The following is an 18,125-nucleotide window of genomic DNA, read 5'->3' on the forward strand; positions in this document are numbered from 1 at the left end:
ATCTCAATGTCACTCCAGACGTCTCAGGGAGGTAGGGTTCTAGGCGGTCGGGGACATCCCATACAACTCGCCGGCACGTGAGCCGGCGTACCAACGAGGAGATCGGTTCGTGACGATCCGCGTAGGCATCAACGGCTTTGGCCGCATCGGTCGTAACTACTTCCGCGCGCTGCTGGAGCAGGGTGCTGACATCGAGATCGTGGCTGTCAACGACCTGGGTGACACCGCGACCACCGCTCACCTGCTCAAGTACGACACCATCCTGGGCCGTCTCAAGGCCGAGGTGTCGCACACCGCCGACACGATCACCGTCGACGGCCACACCATCAAGGTGCTCTCCGAGCGCAACCCCGCGGACATCCCCTGGGGCGAGCTCGGTGTCGACATCGTCATCGAGTCGACGGGCATCTTCACCAAGAAGGCCGACGCCGAGAAGCACATCGCCGGCGGCGCCAAGAAGGTCCTGATCTCGGCTCCGGCCAAGGACGAGGACATCACCATCGTGATGGGCGTCAACCAGGACAAGTACGACCCGGCGCAGCACAACATCATCTCCAACGCCTCCTGCACCACCAACTGTGTGGCGCCGATGGCCAAGGTGCTCGACGAGAACTTCGGCATCGTCAAGGGCCTGATGACGACGGTCCACGCGTACACGAACGACCAGCGCATCCTGGACTTCCCGCACTCGGACCTGCGCCGCGCCCGCGCCGCCGCCGAGAACATCATCCCGACCACGACCGGTGCCGCCAAGGCCACCGCCCTGGTCCTCCCGCAGCTCAAGGGCAAGCTCGACGGCATCGCGATGCGCGTCCCGGTCCCGACCGGCTCGGCCACCGACCTGGTCGTGACGCTGCAGCGCGAGGTCACCAAGGACGAGGTCAACGCCGCGTTCAAGAAGGCCTCCGACGACGGCGACCTCAAGGGCTACCTGACCTACACCGAGGACCCGATCGTCTCCTCGGACATCGTCGGCGACCCGGCCTCCTGCACCTTCGACTCCTCCCTGACCATGGTCCAGGAGGGCAACTCGGTGAAGATCCTCGGCTGGTACGACAACGAGTGGGGCTACTCCAACCGCCTCGTCGACCTCACGGTCTTCGTCGGCGACCAGCTCTAAGTCACGGAGCAAGGCACCTCGATGTGAGCACAGGGCTCGGGCAGCGCAAGGCCGCGCTGTCCGAGCCCTGTCTCGCGTACGGATCGATCAGCCCTCCCGGATCTCAAGAGCCTTCCTAGGAGTCCCTTCATGAAGACGATCGACGAACTCATCGCCGAAGGCGTGGACGGCAAGCGGGTCTTCGTCCGCGCCGACCTGAACGTGCCGCTGGCCGACGGCCTCATCACGGACGACGGCCGCATCCGCGCCGTCCTGCCCACCGTCAAGGCGCTGGCCGAAGCGGGCGCCAAGGTGATCGTCGCCTCCCACCTGGGCCGTCCCAAGGGCGCCCCGGACCCCGCCTTCTCCCTGCTGCAGCCCGCCGAGCGCCTCGCCGAACTCCTCGGCGCCCCGGTCGCGTTCGCCCAGGACACCGTGGGCCCCGCCGCCCACGACGCGGTCAAGGCCCTGGAGCCCGGCCAGGTCGCGGTCATCGAGAACCTGCGCTTCAACGCGGGCGAGACGTCCAAGGACGACACCGAGCGGGGCGAGTTCGCCGACCAGCTCGCCGCTCTGGCCGATGTCTACGTGGGCGACGGTTTCGGCGCCGTGCACCGCAAGCACGCCTCCGTGTACGACCTCCCGGCCCGTCTGCCGCACTACGCCGGCTACCTCATCGCCACCGAGGTCGGCGTCCTGAAGAGGCTCACCGAGGACGTCAAGCGTCCCTACGTCGTCGCTCTCGGCGGCTCGAAGGTCTCCGACAAGCTCGCCGTCATCGACGAACTGCTCGGCAAGGCCGACCGGCTGCTCATCGGCGGCGGCATGGCCTTCACCTTCCTCAAGGCGAAGGGCTACGAGATCGGCGCCTCCCTCGTCCAGGACGACCAGCTGGCCGCCGTCACCGAGTACGTCGAGCGCGCCGAGAAGAACGGCGTCGAACTGGTCGTCCCGGTCGACGTCGTGACCGCGGCGCAGTTCCCGGACCTGAAGACCAAGGCCCCGTCCCACCCCACGACCGTCGCCGCGGACGCCATCCCGGCCGACGGGATGGGCCTCGACATCGGTCCCGAGACCGGTGCCCTGTACGCCTCGAAACTCGCCGACGCGGCCACCGTCTTCTGGAACGGTCCGATGGGCGTCTTCGAGCACCCCGACTACGCCGAGGGCACCAAGGCGGTCGCCCAGGCCCTCCTCGACTCCCCGGCCTTCACGGTGGTCGGCGGTGGCGACTCCGCCGCGGCCGTCCGCACCCTGGGCTTCGACGAGACGGCATTCGGCCACATCTCGACCGGTGGCGGCGCCTCCCTCGAATACCTCGAGGGCAAGACGCTCCCCGGCCTCGCCGCACTGGAGGACTGACCCTTATGAGCACGCGCACGCCGCTGATGGCGGGCAACTGGAAGATGAACCTCAACCACCTCGAGGCCATCGCGCACGTCCAGAAGCTCGCCTTCGCCCTGGCCGACAAGGACTACGACGCCTGTGAGGTCGCCGTCCTGCCGCCCTTCACCGACCTGCGTTCCGTGCAGACCTTGGTCGACGGCGACAAACTGAAGATCAAGTACGGCGCCCAGGACCTCTCGGCGCACGACTCCGGTGCCTTCACCGGCGAGATCTCGGGCCCCATGCTGGCCAAGCTGAAGTGCACGTACGTGGCCGTCGGTCACTCCGAGCGACGCCAGTACCACGCGGAGACCGACGAGATCGTCAACGCCAAGGTCAAGTCCGCGTTCAAGCACGGCCTGACCCCGATCCTGTGCGTCGGCGAGGAGCTGGAGGTCCGCGAGGCGGGCAACCACGTCTCCCACACGCTCACGCAGGTGGACGGCGGCCTCAAGGACGTCCCGGCCGAGCAGGCCGAGTCGATCGTGATCGCGTACGAGCCGGTCTGGGCCATCGGAACCGGCAAGGTCTGCGGCGCCGACGACGCCCAGGAGGTCTGCGCGGCGATCCGCGGCCGTCTGGCCGAGCTGTACTCCCAGGAGCTGGCCGAGAAGGTCCGCATCCAGTACGGCGGCTCGGTGAAGTCCGGCAATGTCGCCGAGATCATGGCGAAGGCCGACATCGACGGGGCCCTCGTCGGTGGCGCGTCCCTGGACGCCGACGAGTTCGTCAAGATCGTCCGCTTCCGCGACCAGTGAGTATGCGCTAGCGACGATCCGTCGTACCCTTGCGGGGGTCTGGTGACTGTCACCGGACCCCCGTCGTCCATCCAGTTCCGAGGAAGTTGGTCCAGCCGTGGTTTTGGGGTTCTCGATCGCCCTGATCGTCTTCAGCCTGCTGCTGATGCTGCTGGTGCTGATGCACAAGGGAAAGGGCGGCGGCCTGTCCGACATGTTCGGTGGCGGCATGCAGTCGTCCGTCGGCGGCTCCTCGGTCGCCGAGCGCAACCTCGACCGCATCACCGTGGTGCTCGGTCTGCTCTGGTTCGCGTGCATCATCGTGCTCGGCATCCTGATGAAGGTCAACAACTGATCAACGGCTGACATCGGTACGGCCGCACAACCGCACAGTACGCAAGCACGATCCACACGTAAGGCCCCATGTCCGGTACGCGCCCGCGGGCGCGGCCTATCATGGGGCTTGCGTCTAGGGGTGGGGTGCAACTCCAATCACTGGACGCGCGTTGGGCCTTACGTAGACTGAGGCGCTCGCAGCGAAGCGTCACGCCGACTCGCTTCGCGGCACCATCACGCAGGGAGTTACGACCGTGGCAAGTGGCAACGCGATCCGAGGAAGCCGGGTCGGGGCGGGGCCGATGGGCGAGGCCGAGCGTGGCGAGTCCGCGCCCCGGCTGCGCATCTCCTTCTGGTGCTCCAACGGGCACGAGACGCAGCCCAGCTTCGCCAGCGACGCGCAGGTTCCCGACACCTGGGACTGCCCGCGCTGCGGCTTTCCCGCCGGACAGGACCGGGACAACCCGCCGGACCCGCCGCGCACCGAGCCGTACAAGACGCACCTGGCGTACGTACGGGAGCGGCGCAGCGACGCCGACGGCGAGGCGATCCTCGCCGAGGCGCTCGCCAAACTGCGGGGCGAGATCTAGGAGTTGTGAACCGGCTGGACACCGAGGGGTGTCTGGCCGGAGCTGTTTCGCAGCACGTCCGGGTACGGAATCGTCGTGCCCGTGACCGCGCGCCCTCAGGCCGTGCACGACCGGCGGCGTGCCCGTGCCCCCTTCCATGCCGGTGCACCGCGTGCCCGTGCCGTGTGCGAGCGGTGCGTAGCCGTGGCGCCGCCACGCGTGAGCAGGCGGTAGTCACGGGCCCCGGGCCCGTGAGTCGGCGGGTCGCCGTCCCCGTCCGGTCTTGACCTCGCCCCGTCCGGGTGGCGTCCCGTTCTGGTGCCGCCCCGTTCGGGTGGCTTCCCGTCCCGGTCGGGCCCCGTCGCGCTGGTTTCCCGGGGTGGCGGCCTGTCGTGGGGGCCGGGCGTCCCCGTGTGTCGTCGCCCGGTCGGGCTCGCCCCGGCCGCTCCCCGCCCGATTGTCAGTGGTGCCCCCTACGGTTGTCGAAGTGGCGGCAGTGGAGGGGGCGTTGTGGCGGGGGTCGAGGCGACGGCTGTGCGGGTGCCCGCGTGGCGCGGGGGATTCGGGCGACTGTGGAGCGCGGCGGTGGTGTCGCGCTTCGGGGACGCGCTGCGCACCGCCGCGCTGCCGCTGATCGCCGTGCGGCTCACGGACGACCCTTTCGTCATCGCGTCCGTCACCGCCTGCGGCTACCTCCCGTGGCTGCTCTTCGGGCTGCTCGGCGGCGCGGTCGCGGACCGGGTGGACCAGCGCCGGGCGATGTGGGCCGTGGACACCCTTCGGGGCACGCTGGTCGCCTGCTTCGGCCTCGCCGTCGGGCTCGGCCACGCCTCGATCGGGCTGCTGATCGCGCTCGCCTTCGCCCTGACCAGCCTCCAGACCCTCTTCGACAACGCGTCCACGGCCCTGCTGCCGTCGCTGGTGGACAAGGAGGCGCTGGGCAGCGCCAACGCCCGGCTGATGACCGGCCAGCAACTCGCCGGCGGCTTCCTGGCCGGCCCGTTCGTGCCGCTGTTGCTCGCCGCCGGAGCCGCCGTGCCGTTCGCCGCCGACGCCGCCACCTATCTGCTGGCCGCCGCGCTGGTGGCGTCCCTGCGGATCGCGGCGCCCGAGCGAAGGCCCGGACCGGCCGGCAGCACCCTGCGGGCGGAGGCCGCCGAGGGACTGCGCGCGCTGCGGCGCGACCGGGTGCTGCGTGCCGTCTGCACGGCCACACTGCTGTGCAACATCGGCATGGGCGCCCTGATCGCCACCCTGGTACTGCACGTGACCGGCTGGCTGCACGCGGGAAACGCGGGATTCGCCGCCGCGATGACCGCCTTCTCGGCCGGAAGCCTGGCCGGCGGGGCCCTGCTGGCACAGCGTGTCGCACGCCGGTTCGGGCGCGTTCGCGGCCTGTTCCTGGGCGGAAGCGTCCAGACGGCGTCCCTCCTGCTCATCGGCACCGTCCGCCAGTTGGGCGTTCTTCTGCTGGGCATGGTCCTGCTCGGAGTGATGAGCATGGTGTGGAACGTCAACCAGGTCACGCTGATGCAGCAGCGCAGCCCCCAGGCCATGGTCGGCCGCATCAGCGCCGCCTTCCGCACCGCCTCCACCTCCGGGGCCCCGGTCGGCGCCCTGCTCGGCGGCACGGTCGCCGCGGTGTACGGACTGAACGGGCCCGCGCTGTTCGCGGCCGCGCTCTTCGCGCTCGCCGTCGTTTCGCTGATACCCGCGCTCAAGCCGGACGTATCTGTTGTTGAGCCGGACGACGGCGTGACGACAGCTCACGTCAAGCCCTGATCAATTAGGTTGGGACCGGCAGCGGGGCGAGGTACGCAGCAGCGCACGCAGGAGAGAAGGCGGAAGTCACAGATGAACGCAGACACCCGTACCAGGCTCGACCGGACGCCCGAGTGGACCGCTCTGGGGGAGCACCGCGAGGAACTCGCGGAGACCCATCTGCGGGACCTTTTCGCGGCCGACCCCGGGCGCGGGTCCGGATTCACCCTCCAGGTAGGCGATCTGCACATCGACTACTCCAAGCACCTCGTCACCGACCAGACACTGCGGCTGCTCCAGGAGCTTGCGGTGGCCACGGATGTGTTCGGGTTGCGGGACGCGATGTTCCGGGGTGAGAAGATCAATGTGACCGAGGACCGTGCGGTCCTGCACACGGTGTTGCGTGCGCCGCGGGACGCGGTGGTCGAGGTCGACGGGCAGAACGTGGTCCCGGGGGTGCACGCGGTCCTGGACCGGATGGCCGCTTTCGCCGAGCGGGTGCGGTCGGGCGAGTGGACCGGTCACACCGGCCGGCGGATCAAGAACGTGGTGAACATCGGGATCGGCGGTTCCGATCTGGGTCCCGCGATGGCGTACGACGCGCTGCGGTCCTTCACCGACCGCGGTCTGACGGTGCGGTTCGTGTCGAACGTGGACGGCGCCGACCTCCACGAGGCCGTCCGTGACCTCGACCCGGCCGAGACCCTGTTCATCATCGCGTCGAAGACGTTCACCACCATCGAGACGATCACCAACGCCACCTCCGCGCGGACCTGGCTGCTGGCCGGTCTGAAGGCCGGCCCCGAGGCGGTCGCCCGGCACTTCGTGGCCCTGTCCACGAACGCCGGGAAGGTCGCCGACTTCGGCATCGACACCGACAACATGTTCGAGTTCTGGGACTGGGTCGGCGGACGCTACTCCTTCGACTCGGCGATCGGCCTGTCCCTGATGATCGCGATCGGCCCGGACCGGTTCCGGGAGATGCTGGACGGCTTCCACCTCGTCGACGAACACTTCCGCACCGCGCCCGCGGAAGCCAACGCGCCCCTGCTGCTGGGCCTGCTGGGCATCTGGTACGGCAACTTCCACGACGCGCAGTCCCACGCCGTGCTGCCCTACTCGCACTACCTCAGCAGGTTCACCGCCTATCTCCAGCAACTCGACATGGAGTCCAACGGCAAATCGGTGGACCGGCAGGGCCGGCCGGTGGACTGGCAGACCGGACCGGTGGTGTGGGGTACCCCCGGCACCAACGGACAGCACGCCTACTACCAGCTCATCCACCAGGGCACCAAGCTGATCCCGGCCGACTTCATCGGCTTCGCCAACCCCGTCGACGAACTCGAGACGGGCCTGGCCGCCCAGCACGACCTGCTGATGGCGAACTTCTTCGCACAGACCCAGGCCCTGGCCTTCGGCAAGACACCCGACGAGGTCCGCGCCGAAGGCGTCCCCGAACACCTGGTCGCCCACAAGACGTTCCAGGGCAACCACCCCACCACCACGATCCTCGCCCGCGAACTGACCCCCTCCGTCCTGGGCCAGCTCATCGCCCTCTACGAACACAAAGTCTTCGTCCAGGGCGCCGTCTGGAACATCGACTCCTTCGACCAATGGGGCGTCGAACTCGGCAAGGTCCTCGCCAAACGCGTCGAACCCGCCCTCACCGAAGGCACCGACGTACCCGGCCTCGACCCCTCCACCAAGGCGCTGGTCGCCAAGTACCGCGAGCTGCACGGCCGTTAGGTCCGGCGAGCACGGGAGACGGGCGGTGCGGGTCCGCCCGTCCCCGGTGTTTCCCGCGTGCGGGTGGGCAGGGGCCGCTCGCACGGTTCCCCGCGTTCCTCGACGTGGGATTCGCGCGCGGTTCCCCGCGTTCCTCGAAGTGCGGTCCGCGCCCGGCATTTCAGCTCGTCAGGCGTCCGAGCACGAGGCCGCGTTCAGGCTGAAGGGTGCTCTGGGGGCGGGGGCGCGGCCCCGGGTGGGACGGACCCCGGAGGGGATGGAGCGGGCAGGGGCGGTGTGGACGTGGCACGTCCGCACCGCCCCTGCCCGACCGCATCACGCAGAAGCAGGCGGATACAGCGAGCGCGGCAACTGGGAAGCGGCCGCCGCGTCCAGCAGCCACAGCGTCCGCGAGCGCCCGTGGGCACCCGCCGCCGGAGCCTGTATCTCACCCGCGCCCGACAGGGCGATCGCCGCGGCCTGTGCCTTGTCCTCGCCGGCCGCGAGCAGCCACACCTCGCGGGCGGAGCGGATCGCGGGCAGGGTGAGCGAGATCCGGGTCGGCGGAGGCTTCGGCGCGCCGTGCACACCCACCACCGTCCGCTCCGTCTCGCGCACCGCGGGCAGCTCGGGGAAGAGCGAGGCCACGTGCGTGTCCGGACCGACGCCCAGCATCAGGACGTCGAAGGCGGGGACCGAACCGTGGTTCTCCGGCCCCGCGTCCTTCGCGAGCTCGGCGGCGTACGCCTCGGCCGCCGCGTCCGCGTCCGCGCCGTGGGGGCCGTCGGACGCGGGCATCGGATGCACCCGCGCCGGGTCCAGCGGCACCGAGTCCAGCAGTGCCGCACGGGCCTGGGTGTCGTTGCGTTCCGGGTCGCCCGCGGGCAGGAACCGCTCGTCGCCCCACCAGAGGTCGAGACGGCCCCAGTCGATGGCGTCGCGGGCGGGCGCGGCGGCGAGCGCCGCGAGGAGCCCGTTGCCGTTGCGGCCGCCGGTGAGGACCACCGAGGCGTAGCCGCGCGAGGCCTGCGCGTCCACGACCTTGGTGATCAGCCGAGCCGCCGCGGCCTGTGCCATCAGCTCCTTGTCGCGGTGCACGACAAGCTGCGGAGTGATCACTTGGAGGCCGCCTTCTTGGCCGGGGCCGAGGCGGCGGCCTTGGTGGCGGCCTTCTTCGCGGGTGCCTTGGCGGCGGTCTTGACCGCCGTCGCGGCCGGGGTCTCGCCCGGGGCCTCGCCGGACGAGGTGTTCAGCCGGTCCACCCCGTACCGCAGCGCCGAGGCGTACGTGTCGTCCGGGTCGAGCCGGCGCAGCTCCTCCGCGATCAGCTCGGACGTCTCGCGGCGCTTGAGGGCCACGGCACGGTCGGGCTGCCCGTCGATGGACAGTGTGGCGAGCGAGCCGTCGGCACGGTCCAGGACGATCGGGCCGCAGGTGGTCTCCATCCGGACGGCCGTGAGGCCGGGGCCGGCCGACTGCGAACGCTTGACCGGGACGTTCAGCCGGTCCGCGAGCCACATGGCGAGCAGCTCACAGCTCGGGTTGAACTCCTCGCCCTCCACCTCGACCGCGCTCACGTCGCAGACGACCTGGTCCAGGGCCGCGGCCAGCATCGAACGCCACGGGGTGATGCGGGTCCAGGAGAGGTCGGTGTCCCCGGGGGCGTAGGCGTCGGCGCGGGCGTTGAGTTCCCGTACCGGCGCCTCGGCCGAGTAGGTGTCCGTGACCCGGCGCTGGGCCAACGCTCCCAACGGGTCCTTCGCCGGGTCGAGGGGCGAGTTGACCGGCCACCAGACGACGACCGGCGCGTCCGGCAGCAGCAGGGGCAGGACGACCGAGTCGGCGTGGTCGACCACCTCGCCGTAGAGGCGCAGCACGACGGTCTCGCCGGTGCCCGCCTCCGCGCCGAGCCGCACCTCGGCGTCGAGGCGGGACTTCGTGCGGTCGCGGGGCGAGCGCGAGACACGCCTGATGACCACGAGGGTGCGCGAGGGGTGCTCGCGGGAGGCCTCGTTGGCGGCCTTCAGGGCGTCGTAGGCGTTCTCCTCGTCGGTGACGATGACGAGGGTCAGGACCATGCCGATCGCGGGGGTGCCGATAGCCCGGCGGCCCTGCACGAGCGCCTTGTTGATCTTGCTGGCAGTGGAGTCGGTGAGGTCTATCTTCATGGGCGACGCCAGCTCCGTCCGTCTCGTTCGAGCATTTCGTCGGCCTCGACGGGGCCCCAGCTGCCCGAGGGGTACTGCGCGGGCTTGCCGTGCTTGTCCCAGTACCGCTCGATCGGGTCGAGGATCTTCCAGGACAGCTCGACCTCCTCGGTGCGCGGGAAGAGGTTCGAGTCGCCGAGCAGCACGTCGAGGATGAGTCGCTCGTAGGCCTCCGGGCTGGACTCGGTGAACGACTCGCCGTAGGCGAAGTCCATCGAGACGTCCCGGATCTCCATGGAGGTGCCGGGCACCTTGGAGCCGAAGCGGACGGTGACGCCCTCGTCGGGCTGGACGCGGAAGACGATCGCGTTCTGGCCCAGCTCCTCCGTCGCCGTGTGGTCGAAGGGGGAGTGCGGGGCGCGCTGGAAGACGACCGCGATCTCGGTGACACGGCGGCCCAGACGCTTGCCGGTCCTCAGGTAGAACGGGACGCCCGCCCAGCGGCGGTTGTCCACCTCCACCTTGATGGCCGCGTACGTGTCGGTCTTCGACTTGGGGTCGATGCCGTCTTCCTGGAGATAGCCGACGGCCTTCTCGCCGCCCTGCCAGCCGGCGGCGTACTGTCCGCGGACGGTGTCGCGCCCCAGGTCCTTGGGGATCCGCACCGCGCCGAGCACCTTGGTCTTCTCGGCGGCGAGCGCGTCCGCGTCGAACGACGCGGGCTCCTCCATGGCCGTCAGGGCCATCAGCTGGAGCAGGTGGTTCTGGATGACGTCACGGGCCGCGCCGATGCCGTCGTAGTAGCCCGCCCGGCCGCCGATGCCGATGTCCTCGGCCATGGTGATCTGTACGTGGTCGACGAAGGACCGGTTCCAGATCGGCTCGAACATGGTGTTGGCGAAGCGGAGCGCCAGGATGTTCTGGACGGTCTCCTTGCCGAGGTAGTGGTCGATGCGGAAGACCTGGTCCGAGGCGAAGACCTCGTGCACGATCGCGTTGAGGTCCTCGGCCGACTTCAGGTCGTGCCCGAAGGGCTTCTCGATGACCGCGCGCCGCCAGGAGCCGCTCGACTGGTCGGCCAGGTGGTGCTTCTTCAGCTGCTTGATGACCACCGGGAAGGCGGACGGCGGCACGGAGAGGTAGAAGGCGAAGTTGCCGCCCGTCCCCTGTGCCTTGTCCAGCTCCTCGATGGTGGCGCGCAGCCGCTCGAACGCGTCGTCGTCGTCGAAGGTGCCCTGGACGAAGCGCATCCCCTGGATGAGCTGCTGCCAGACCTCCTCGCGGAACTCCGTACGGGCGTGTTCCTTGACGGCGTCGTGGACCTCCTGGGCGAAGTCCTCGTTCTTCCACTCGCGGCGGGCGAAACCGACGAGCGAGAAGCCCGGCGGCAGCAGTCCGCGATTGGCGAGGTCGTACACGGCGGGCATCAGCTTTTTACGTGACAAATCGCCCGTGACGCCGAAGATGACCAGGCCCGACGGCCCCGCGATACGCGGGAGCCGTCGGTCTGCGGGGTCACGCAGCGGGTTGCTGCTTGACAAGGTTTCAGCCCTCCGAAGGGGCGAGGCGCTTGAGCTCCGCCTCTGTGGACTCGAGCAGGTCGTTCCAGGACGCCGCGAACTTCTCGACGCCCTCGTCCTCAAGGAGCTGGACCACGTCGTCGTACGAGATCCCGAGCTTCTCGACCGCGTCGAGTTCGGCACGGGCCTGCTCGTACGTACCGGCGATCGTGTTGCCGGTGATCCCGCCGTGGTCCTCGGTGGCCTGAAGAGTGGCCTCCGGCATGGTGTTCACCGTGTTCGGCGCCACCAGGTCGTCGACGTACAGGGTGTCCTTGTACGCCGGGTCCTTCACACCGGTCGACGCCCAGAGCGGGCGCTGCTTGTTCGCCTGCGCCCTGTCGAGGGCGGCCCAGCGCTCCGAGGAGAAGACCTCCTCGTACGCCTGGTAGGCGAGCCGGGCGTTGGCCAGGGCGGCCTTGCCGCGGGCGGCCTTGGCCTCGGGGGTGCCGAGGGCGTCGAGCCGCTTGTCGATCTCGGTGTCCACCCGGGACACGAAGAAGGACGCCACCGAGTGGATCTTGGAAAGGTCGAGGCCCGCGGCCTTCGCCTTCTCCAGCCCCGCCAGGTAGGCGTCCATGACCTCGCGGTAACGCTCCAGCGAGAAGATCAGCGTGACGTTGACGCTGATGCCCTTGCCGATGACCTCGGTGATCGCGGGCAGGCCCGCCTTGGTCGCCGGGATCTTGATGAGCGTGTTGGGACGGTCCACCAGCCAGGCCAGCTGCTTGGCCTCGGCGATGGTCGGGGTGGTCTCGTGGGCCAGGCGCGGGTCGACCTCGATGGAGACCCGGCCGTCCTGGCCCTGCGTGGCGTCGAAGACCGGGCGCAGGATGTCGGCGGCGTCACGGACGTCCGCCGTCGTGATCATGCGGATGGCCTCGTCGACAGTGACCTTGCGGGCGGCGAGCTCGGTGAGCTGCTGCTCGTAGCCGTCGCCGCTGCTGATCGCCTTCTGGAAGATCGACGGGTTGGTGGTGACGCCCACGACGTGCTGCTGGTCGATCAGTTCGGCGAGGTTGCCGGACGTGATCCGCTTGCGCGACAGGTCGTCCAGCCAGATCGCGACGCCTTCCTCGGAGAGGCGCTTGAGTGCGTCTGTCATGGAAATTGCATCTCCTACGTGTCGTATGTCAGCGTCAGAGCTGGGCTGCGGCGATCGATTCCCGGGCGGCGGCGGCGACGTTCTCGGCAGTGAAGCCGTACTCGCGGAAGAGCACCTTGCCGTCCGCCGAAGCACCGAAGTGCTCCAGCGAAACAATGCGTCCCGCGTCTCCGACGAACCGGTGCCAGGTCAGACCGATTCCGGCCTCGACCGAGACCCGCGCCCGCAGGGACGGCGGCAGCACACTGTCCCGGTAGGCCTGGTCCTGCTCGTCGAACCACTCCACGCACGGCATGGAGACGACCCGCGTCGGCACACCCCCGGCCTGGAGCAGCTCGCGCGCCTCGACGGCCACGTGCACCTCGGAACCGGTGGCGATGAGGACGACCTCGGGCTCGCCGCCCTCCGCCTCGAACAGGACGTAGCCGCCCTTCGCCGCGTTCTCGTCACGGTCGTACGTCGGCACGCCCTGCCGGGTCAGCGCCAGTCCGTGCGGAGCGCCCTCGCCGAACACCTTGGTGTAGCGCTTGAGGATCTCGCGCCAGGCGATCGCCGTCTCGTTGGCGTCCGCGGGACGGACGACGTTGAGGCCGGGGATGGCGCGCAGCGAGGCGATGTGCTCGACCGGCTGGTGCGTCGGACCGTCCTCACCGAGGCCGACCGAGTCGTGCGTCCAGACGTAGGTGACCGGCAGGTGCATCAGCGCGGACAGCCGCACCGAGTTGCGCATGTAGTCGGAGAACGTCAGGAAGGTGCCGCCGTAGACGCGGGTGTTGCCGTGCAGCGTGATGCCGTTCATCTCCGCGGCCATGGAGTGCTCGCGGATACCGAAGTGGATCGTCCGCCCGTACGGGTTCGCGCCCGGCAGCGGGTTGTCGGCCGGCAGGAACGAGGAGTTCTTGTCGATCGTCGTGTTGTTCGAGCCCGCGAGGTCGGCGGAGCCGCCCCACAGCTCGGGGATGACCGCGCCGAGCGCCTGGAGCACCTTGCCGGACGCGGCACGGGTCGCGACGCCCTTGCCGGTCTCGAACGACGGGAGCTTCTCCTCCCAGCCCTCGGGCAGCTCGCACGCGGCGATGCGGTCGAACTCGGCCGCGCGCGCGGGCTGGGCGGCACGCCACTCCTGGTAGCCCTTCTCCCACTCGGCCCGCTGCTCACGACCGCGGTCGAGCGCCTGCCGGGTGTGGGCGAGGACCTCGTCGGCCACCGCGAAGGACTGCTCCGGGTCGAAGCCCAGCACGCGCTTGGTCGCCGCCACCTCGTCGTCGCCGAGCGCCGAGCCGTGCGCGGCCTCGGTGTTCTGCGCGTTCGGGGCGGGCCAGGCGATGATCGACCGCATCGCGATGAACGACGGCTTGTCGGTCACCAGCTTGGCGGCCTGGATCGCGTCGTAGATGGCGTGCGGGTCGAGGTCGCCGTCCGGCTTGGGGGCCACCCGCTGCACATGCCAGCCGTAGGCCTCGTACCGCTTGACGGTGTCCTCGGAGACCGCGGTCTCCGTGTCGCCCTCGATCGAGATGTGGTTGTCGTCCCACAGCAGGATCAGGTTGCCGAGCTCCTGGTGCCCGGCCATGGAGGACGCCTCCGCGGAGATGCCCTCCTGCAGGCAGCCGTCACCGGCGATGCAGTAGATGAAGTGGTCGAACGGGGATTCGCCCTGGGGCGTGTCCGGGTCGAACAGACCGCGCTCGTAGCGGGAGGCCATCGCGAAGCCCACCGCGTTGGCGACGCCCTGTCCCAGCGGACCCGTCGTGGTCTCCACGCCGGGGGTGTGTCCGTACTCCGGGTGGCCCGGAGTACGCGAGCCCCAGGTGCGGAAGGACTCCAGGTCGTCCAGCTCCAGGCCGAACCCGGCCAGGTAGAGCTGCGTGTAGAGGGTCAGGGACGAATGGCCCGCGGACAGCACGAAGCGGTCGCGTCCGGTCCAGTCGGGATCCGCCGGGTCGTGCCGCATCACCTTCTGGAAGAGGGTGTAGGCGGCGGGCGCCAGGCTCATCGCCGTACCGGGATGGCCGTTGCCGACCTTCTGTACGGCATCGGCGGCCAGGACGCGGGCGGTGTCGACGGCCCGCTGGTCCAACTCGGTCCACTCGAGGTCTGTGGTGGTCGGCTTGGTGCTCACCCTGGGTCAGGGCTCCTCTCCACATGTCACGCATGTCGAATGCCGGTGCACTGGGCGCCCACCGGCCGTTGTCGAGCCTACCCCCGTAGGTACCTGCGTTTTTTCGAGTCATTCCAGACTGCCGGGACTCGGCGGAATCCGCCTCCCGACTGGTCCGTTCCGTCTTCGGCAACTGAATACGGAGCCGCTCGTAAGAGTGCTCAATCGAGCTTCCCGCCGCCCGTTGCGCGGACAGCGCCGAGGCGCTGGTCGGGCGCCCCAACACGACCCCACCCCCGCGAAGGCCGGGGTCTGGGCAACGTCTACAGTGGCGTGGTACGCGCGAGCCCTTACGGGAAGTTCACACCCGGGGGCTTGCTGGGATGTCTCTGTCAGGGGTGTGCGTGACGGCCGTCGAATCCCGTCCAGCGGGGGTGCTCGGGACGAGCAGCAGCCCGAGCCACCGGCCGTTCGGGGCCCGTGTGAAGGCGTTCGTGGCGCTCACGAAGCCACGAATCATCGAACTGCTCCTGATCACCACCGTTCCGGTGATGTTCCTGGCCCAGCAGGGTGTACCGGACCTCAAGCTCGTCCTGCTCACGTGCCTCGGCGGCTATCTGTCCGCGGGCGGCGCCAACGCGCTCAACATGTACATCGACCGTGACATCGACGCCCTGATGGAGCGGACCTCGCAGCGTCCACTGGTCACCGGCATGGTCAGCCCCCGTGAGTGCCTGGCCTTCGGCATCACGCTGGCGGTCGTCTCGACGCTGCTGTTCGGTCTCGCCGTCAACTGGCTGTCCGCGTGGCTGTCACTCGGAGCGCTCCTCTTCTACGTCGTCGTCTACACGATGCTCCTCAAGCGCCGTACGTCCCAGAACATCGTCTGGGGCGGCATCGCGGGCTGCCTCCCGGTCCTCATCGGCTGGTCGTCCGTCACCGACTCCATGTCGTGGGCGCCCGTCATCCTCTTCCTCGTCATGTTCTTCTGGACGCCGCCGCACTACTGGCCGCTGTCCATGAAGGTCAAGGACGACTACGCGCGCGTGGGCGTGCCGATGCTGCCGGTCGTCGCCTCCAACAAGGTCGTCGCCCGCCAGATCGTCATCTACAGCTGGGTGATGGTCGCGGTCTCGCTGCTCCTCACCCCGCTCGGCTACACGGGCTGGTTCTACACGGTGGTCGCGCTGGCAGCCGGCGCATTCTGGCTGTGGGAGGCGCACGGTCTGCAGAACCGCGCCAAGGCCGAGGTGTCGGGCGGGAAGCTCAAGGAGATGCGGCTGTTCCACTGGTCGATCACCTATGTGTCGATCCTCTTCGTGGCCGTCGCGGTGGACCCCTTCCTCCGCTGATTCCTCCGGCGGTCGCTCCGCCGGGTCGTGTGTCCGCCGACGGGCGGGGTGCGTGGTCAAGGCCACGCACCCCGCCCGTCGCCGTTCGATCTACCCGTCGGTAGCATCCTGGCCATGGCAGACACCGAGCAGACTGACGAGACCACCGGCACCGCCCGGGACACCGGCGCCGAGCGCAAGGCGGCCAGGCTCGCCCGGCAGATCCGCGCCTTCGCCGACGAACACGGCGGGGCCGAGGGCCAGGTGGCCTATATCGGGGAGCGCGGCGCGCGCATCGTGCTCGTCGGCGCGGACGGCGGCTGGGGCGATCTGGTGGCGCCGAGCTGCGCGATCGCCGAGGACGCCGTGAAGAGGTCCGGGATCACTGTTCACGAGGAGTTCGACGGGGAGTTCGCCGCGAAGGTGCGGACCGGGCCGTACGAGTGGAAGCGGATGGCGGGGATCCAGCTGGGTGGCCCGCGCAACGACTGACCCGTACGCACGACTGACCCGTACGCACGACTGACCCGGACGGGTGATTCACCCCGGGGCACGACAGCACCCGATCGGCCGCGGGAGGCGTCGCGAGGGTCCATGGGTCCGCGGTCCTGTCCGGCTCCAGGAGCCGGACGGACAGGCCCCCGCCGTGCCCCGCCGCGCCGCCGGGTCCGTGTCACCGGTCGCGCCGACGGGCCGTCGCCGAATCCCACGAACGGCGCAGCGGCGCGCCGGGAACGCGGGCGACCAACACCTGACGCCCGGCTCACCCGTTAGGACCTGAGAAAGAACGGTCCAGTCGCGCGGGGGAGTCCGGATGATCGAAACGCCGTCCCTGGTGGACCAGTACTGCCACGGGGTGCTGAGGACGGAGCTGGGCCTCGGGACGTTCGAGGCCCACCTCGCCAGGACCGAGGGGCCACCGGCCCCCGGCACCACCCTCTTCGACACGCAGACCGGCTTCGCGGTACGACGCTGGTGTCCGCCGCTGCTGGGCCTGGAGCCGCACTGTCCGCCCGCCCGCTATCTCGCGCGGCGGCGCGAACTCGGCGTCCTCGAAGCGGGTCGCCGACTGCTGCGCGGCAGCGGCGTCACCACGTTCCTCGTCGACACCGGACTGCCCGGCGACTTGACCGGACCGGGCGAGATGGCCTCCACCGGGGCCGCGGAAGCCCACGAGATCGTCCGCCTGGAGCTGTTGGCGGAGCAGGTCGCGGACACCTCCGGCACGGTCGAGTCGTTCCTCGCCAATCTCGCCGAGTCGGTGCACGGAGCGGCCGCGAACGCCGTCGCGTTCACCTCCGTGGCGGGCGGACGGCACGGCCTCGGGCTCGCTCCCGAACCTCCGGGGCCGGGTGAGGTACGCGGCGCGGCGGGCCGGTGGCTCGCGGACCGCCGGGTCGGCGGGGAACTCAGCGACCCCGTCCTGCTGCGCCATCTGCTGTGGATCGCGGTCGCCTCGGGACTGCCCCTCCAGCTCCACGCGGGCCTCGGCGAACCGGGCCTGCGGATCGACCGCACGGACCCCGTCCTGCTCACCGACTTCGCGCGGGCCACGGCCGGTCTCGGGACCGACCTCGTCCTGCTGCACGGCTACCCGTACCACCGGCACGCGGCGCACCTCGCCGGAGTCTTCCCGCACGTGTACGCCGATCTGGGCGCCGCACTGGTGCGCACCGGCGCACGGGCCGCGGCCGTCCTCTCCGAGATCCTGGAACTGGCTCCCTTCGGCAAGCTCCTCTTCTCCAGCGGAGCACACGGCCTGCCCGAACTTCATGTGGTCGGCGCACGTCTCTTCCGCGAGGCGCTCACCCGGGTGCTCGGCACCTGGGTCGCGGAGGGGGCCTGGTCGCCGGCGGACGCGCAACGGGTGGCGTCCCTGATCGCCGCGGGGAACGCGCGGCGGGTGTACGGGGTGCGGTGAACGGGCGCGCGCCGGGGCACGCCGGACCACGTCGGACCACGGTGTACGGAGTGCGCTGAACCGGCGTGCGCGGGGGCGCGTCGCACGGGGATGCGCGGGGTGCGGTGAACGGGCCCGGCCGGGTGTGGTGAACGGGGGAGCCGACTTCCGGCGCACACGCCGGGTCCGGAACCCTGGGCAGCCGCCGACGTCGTCGAGGACGTACGGCGCGGGAGGCGAGCGGGGCACGTCGGCCGGGGGACACCGCGCCGCCCGTACCGCGATGGACACGACGCGTACCGAGATGGACACCACCCGTACCGCGACGCACAGGTCCCGTACCGCGACGCACCGGCCCCGCGCCGTGAC

At 70.0% G+C, this 18,125-nt stretch carries 15 protein-coding genes; 10 read left to right on the forward strand and 5 right to left on the reverse strand.

Annotated features, from left to right (window positions below):
* The first annotated feature begins 109 nt into the window (after nt 1–109).
* The 7 genes from gap to pgi all read left to right on the forward strand — a co-directional run bounded on the left by gap (nt 110) and on the right by pgi (nt 7,634).
* Complete coding sequence (gene gap / locus GFH48_RS29950) at nt 110–1,120, forward strand: type I glyceraldehyde-3-phosphate dehydrogenase (protein WP_153291219.1); 1,011 nt, start codon at nt 110–112, stop codon at nt 1,118–1,120.
* A gap of 129 nt (nt 1,121–1,249) precedes the next feature.
* Nucleotides 1,250–2,461: a phosphoglycerate kinase gene (locus GFH48_RS29955; RefSeq protein ID WP_153291220.1), complete on the forward strand. Its 1,212-nt coding sequence runs from the start codon at nt 1,250–1,252 to the stop codon at nt 2,459–2,461.
* Nucleotides 2,462–2,466: 5 nt separating this feature from the next.
* Nucleotides 2,467–3,243 carry a triose-phosphate isomerase gene (gene tpiA, locus GFH48_RS29960; protein WP_153291221.1) on the forward strand — a complete coding sequence of 259 codons (777 nt, stop codon included), beginning with the start codon at nt 2,467–2,469 and terminating at the stop codon, nt 3,241–3,243.
* A 97-nt stretch (nt 3,244–3,340) separates the two neighbouring features.
* Nucleotides 3,341–3,577, forward strand: coding sequence for a preprotein translocase subunit SecG (secG, locus tag GFH48_RS29965; RefSeq protein ID WP_228121025.1), 237 nt, complete (start codon nt 3,341–3,343; stop codon nt 3,575–3,577).
* Between the two features lie 235 nt (nt 3,578–3,812).
* Nucleotides 3,813–4,148 (forward strand): RNA polymerase-binding protein RbpA, encoded by a 336-nt coding sequence (locus GFH48_RS29970; RefSeq protein WP_003957010.1) that lies wholly within the window; start codon nt 3,813–3,815, stop codon nt 4,146–4,148.
* 489 nt (nt 4,149–4,637) lie between these two features.
* Nucleotides 4,638–5,909, forward strand: coding sequence for an MFS transporter (locus tag GFH48_RS29975; protein WP_194280718.1), 1,272 nt, complete (start codon nt 4,638–4,640; stop codon nt 5,907–5,909).
* A 72-nt stretch (nt 5,910–5,981) separates the two neighbouring features.
* Entirely contained in the window at nt 5,982–7,634 is a 1,653-nt protein-coding gene (pgi, locus tag GFH48_RS29980) for a glucose-6-phosphate isomerase (protein ID WP_153291222.1), read from the forward strand.
* Nucleotides 7,635–7,949: 315 nt separating this feature from the next.
* Here pgi and pgl read toward each other — a convergent pair whose 3' ends face one another.
* Genes pgl through tkt form a run of 5 tightly spaced genes read right to left on the reverse strand, consistent with a single transcriptional unit; the run spans nt 7,950 to nt 14,546 of the window.
* Complete coding sequence (gene pgl / locus GFH48_RS29985) at nt 7,950–8,732, reverse strand: 6-phosphogluconolactonase (RefSeq protein WP_153291223.1); 783 nt, start codon at nt 8,730–8,732, stop codon at nt 7,950–7,952.
* Nucleotides 8,729–9,781 carry a glucose-6-phosphate dehydrogenase assembly protein OpcA gene (gene opcA / locus GFH48_RS29990; protein ID WP_153291224.1) on the reverse strand — a complete coding sequence of 351 codons (1,053 nt, stop codon included), beginning with the start codon at nt 9,779–9,781 and terminating at the stop codon, nt 8,729–8,731. Before opcA ends, pgl begins: the two co-directional genes overlap by 4 nt.
* Nucleotides 9,778–11,301: a glucose-6-phosphate dehydrogenase gene (gene zwf / locus GFH48_RS29995; RefSeq protein ID WP_153291225.1), complete on the reverse strand. Its 1,524-nt coding sequence runs from the start codon at nt 11,299–11,301 to the stop codon at nt 9,778–9,780. Before zwf ends, opcA begins: the two co-directional genes overlap by 4 nt.
* Before the next feature lie 4 nt (nt 11,302–11,305).
* A complete protein-coding gene (gene tal / locus GFH48_RS30000) occupies nt 11,306–12,424 on the reverse strand; it encodes a transaldolase (RefSeq protein WP_153291226.1) in 1,119 nt (372 codons plus the stop codon).
* 34 nt (nt 12,425–12,458) lie between these two features.
* Nucleotides 12,459–14,546, reverse strand: coding sequence for a transketolase (gene tkt / locus GFH48_RS30005; RefSeq protein ID WP_153291227.1), 2,088 nt, complete (start codon nt 14,544–14,546; stop codon nt 12,459–12,461).
* Between the two features lie 377 nt (nt 14,547–14,923).
* Between tkt and GFH48_RS30010 the strand changes: the two genes are divergently transcribed.
* From GFH48_RS30010 to GFH48_RS30020, 3 genes are all read left to right on the forward strand, one after another.
* On the forward strand, nt 14,924–15,877 hold the full coding sequence (locus GFH48_RS30010) for a heme o synthase (protein ID WP_153293184.1): 954 nt from the start codon (nt 14,924–14,926) through the stop codon (nt 15,875–15,877).
* Nucleotides 15,878–15,991: 114 nt separating this feature from the next.
* Nucleotides 15,992–16,348 (forward strand): hypothetical protein, encoded by a 357-nt coding sequence (locus GFH48_RS30015; protein ID WP_153291228.1) that lies wholly within the window; start codon nt 15,992–15,994, stop codon nt 16,346–16,348.
* 322 nt (nt 16,349–16,670) lie between these two features.
* Nucleotides 16,671–17,777 carry an amidohydrolase family protein gene (locus tag GFH48_RS30020; RefSeq protein WP_153291229.1) on the forward strand — a complete coding sequence of 369 codons (1,107 nt, stop codon included), beginning with the start codon at nt 16,671–16,673 and terminating at the stop codon, nt 17,775–17,777.
* The last annotated feature ends 348 nt before the right edge of the window (nt 17,778–18,125 follow it).

The organism is Streptomyces fagopyri (assembly GCF_009498275.1).
GTDB lineage: Bacteria > Actinomycetota > Actinomycetes > Streptomycetales > Streptomycetaceae > Streptomyces > Streptomyces fagopyri.